At 34.7% G+C, this 3,567-nt stretch carries 1 protein-coding gene; it reads left to right on the top strand.

Annotated elements, in window-relative coordinates; all coding sequences use genetic code 11:
* Positions 1–380: 380 nt before the first annotated feature.
* Positions 381–3,567 (top strand): C1 family peptidase (locus tag ACKI3D_RS08530; protein ID WP_407393705.1); only part of this gene is annotated, 3,187 nt, incomplete at its 3' end.

Below are 3,567 nucleotides of genomic sequence, written 5' to 3' on the forward strand. Positions count from 1 at the left end.
AACGGCAAAACTTATAAAGTTAAAACCAACTCCAAAGGTATTGCTCAAAAGTCACTTAAGAAGAATGTTATCAAAAAGCTTAAAAAAGGCAAAACTTACACTGTTAAAGTGACTTATCTTAAAGACACAATAAAAACAACATTGAAAGTCAAATAGCTTTAAAACATGAAATATCTTATTATTGAGTGAATTTAATTATTCACTTTTCTTCTTTTTTCCAATCCCATATCCATAATGTTCAGGTAATTCGTTATATATTTATACATCTTTTGATAAACTTTGAAACATGTTTTTAGAATTTTTAAACATGGGGAAGTATTTTAGAGTTTAAATTATATAAAACTTTTTAGCATGCAATTTTTCAGGAGCTCAGGAAAAAAATGAAATACCGGAAAACAATAATCATTTTGCTGATTGCTATTTTTCTATTCTCAATTGCAACTGTAAGTGCAAGTGATGTGAATGAAACGGAAATAACCAGTGATTGTTCAATGCCGATTGAAGCAGTTCAAAGTGATGGTATAAGTGGGGCTGACGGCAATCTGGTTAACGAACAATCAAATGATAAAGAAATACTAGATCAAGGTAATGCAGGAACTTTTTTTGAACTGCAGAATAATATTACTCCAAAATATGGGGTCACATTGGAATTAGACAGAAATTATGAATATTGTGACGGTTTTGATGCAAATGGAATTGAAATCGAAGAAAATATAGTTATAGATGGAAAAGGACATACAATTGATGCCAATGGCAAATCAAGAATATTTTATATTACCGGAGATAATGTAACTATAAACAATCTGGTTTTCATAAACGGTAATGCCGCCAAGGGTGGAGCTATATATGCTGCAGGACAGATTACATTAAACAATGTAACTTTTATCAACAATAATGCCAGTACTGGTGGAGCTATATATGCTATGGGACAGATGACATTAAATAATGCTACTTTCACTAACAATAATGCCAGTTCTGCTGGAGCAATATATTCTAAAGGGAAACTGACATTAAACTATAATGATTTCATCAACAATTCTGCAAGTACTTATGCCGGTGCAATTGACTTTTATGATGATGTATTAAATTGCAGCAATTCCAATTTTATTGATAATTATGCTGGTAAAGAAGGATCTTCCATATATTCAACCGAGGCCACATTAAATGTCTTAAACTCATTTTTCACATCAAACAGGCCAAGTAAACATGGTCAAATTTTTGCTTCAAGTTCTACAGTCAATATAGATAATTCAGAATTCATAAACATGTCTTCGGCTTATTCATCTGCACTATATATTGAGTATTCTGAAAGTTCAATTATCAATTCCCGATTTGTCAATCTTACTGCTGAGAAATCTGCAGGAGCAATTTTCATAAAATATCCAGAAAACTCTTATATCAAAGGCTGTGAATTTATCAACACCAAATCATTTAAAAATGCAGGCGCCCTAATGGTGGATTATGGGCTGGAATTATCTACTAATGCAACCACACTAACTGATTGTGTGTTTAACGATTCTTCATCCATGATCGGCGGAGCATTTATTCATTTGGGAGGAAATCTCTACCTGTACAATGCAAATTTCACAAACAATAAAGCTCGTGTTGGGGGAGCAGCTTATATATCATTCACCAATGCTACAGTCAATAACTGTATTTTTGATTCAAATGAACTGTCTGATGATGATTCCGCTTGTTGTGGTGGTGCAATATATTGTGATATTAGTAATCTGACAGTGACCCAATCAAGATTCATAAATAATACAGCATATATGGGAAATGCAGTATATGCCTGTGATTCATGGTATAATATCACCAGCTGCCTATTTTTGAACAATACAAATGCGATTTACACAGATTTTGACAAAAATCAGTGCAGTCTCAACAGCAATGATTATAATAATGACAGCATAATCACTAATCAGTCATTTTATGTCCAGACATCTATTGATTATCCTGGATTGAATTTGACATTAATCAATAATGCAATCATTGTTTCAAGTATTCCTTCAAGGTTTGATTTACGTGATTGGGGATGGATTACTCCTGTAAAAGATCAGGGATTAATGGGCGCATGCTGGACATATGCTTTTGGAGAAGCATTTGAAACTGCTCTTTTAAGAGCAACAGGCATCATATATGATATTTCCAATAATTATATGCAAAATCTCCAAATAAGATACTCTGATTTTGGAGATTTGGATGGAGATGAAGGGGGCAGCGTATATATGGCTTTGGCTAATGTGCTCAGCTGGTTGAGTGTCGCTGAAGAAGATGATGAATATGATGAGGTTGGAAAATTATCTGTTTTTATTGACAGTCCAAATAAGATACGTCTTCAGGATGTTTACTTCATCATGCTGAATTCAGACAATTATGTTGATGATGTTAAAAAAGCACTTTTAAATTATGGTGCAGTTTCAATTAGTTATGCTAGCAGTGGTGAACCATATTTCAATGAAAATACTTCTGCACATTATATGAATAAATCATCTGTGCCAAACCATGCAGTTGCCATCGTCGGATGGGATGATAACTATAAGGCGGATAACTTTTTAATCACTCCTCCTGGAGATGGTGCATGGATTGTCAAAAACAGCTGGGCAAGCGATTGGGGAGATGAAGGATATTTCTACATATCCTACTATGAAAAATCATTTTTCACACCTGACTCAGAAACCGGCATCAGCTATCCGTTTGCAGCTTGCATTTTCACCAATACAATAGATTACCATGTCAATTACCAGACTGATATAAGTGGTTTATATGATTTTGACAGCAATTATACCCAATATTCCAATGAATTCACTGCAGAATATGATGATTTGGTTGCAGCTGTTGGAACATACTTCAACCAGTCAGGCATTGATTATTCCTTTGACATTTACGTGAACAATAACTTGGCACACTCACAAAGCGGAATAAGTGAGTTTGCAGGATACAGGACAATCATATTAAGCAAATATATTCCGGTTAAAATCAATGACACTTTCAAGGTAGTGTTTAAAAGTAATGCTCTTCCTTATGGGGGAAACTCAAGAACCCATTATGTTCCCGGAATGTCATTTGTAAGTACAGATGGCAGCACATGGACGGATATTAGTTTAAAAAGAAAAACAGTTTGCCTGAAAGTCTATACCGTAGCAGATGATTCCAGAATCACTGAAAACACAGACATTTCAGTAGATTATGGTGGTGAATCTTTCTTCTCTGTTAAAGTTGTAACTGCTGACGGTCATGCGGTTGCCGGTGCATCTGTCGGGTTTACCTTTAATGGAGAGACTTTCAATGTGACAAGTAATGAAAAAGGCATAGCTGGATTTGAAATAGATGAGGTTCCTGGCACTTATACAGTAACAACCCTCTATAATAATCAATACTGTGGAAACAATGTCACTATAACATTGGATTCCCAGAGCTGTAAATTCGTTGCTAAAAATATTGCAGTGGATTATGCAGGAGGTTCATACTTTACAGTAAAAGTGGTATCCAGTGATGGTAAAGTTGCTGTTAGTGGCGAATCTGTAATATTTGTCATCAACGGCAAGACCACAACTGCTAAAACAG

This window comes from Methanobrevibacter sp., assembly GCF_045586545.1.
In the GTDB taxonomy this organism is placed as follows: Archaea; Methanobacteriota; Methanobacteria; order Methanobacteriales; family Methanobacteriaceae; genus Methanocatella.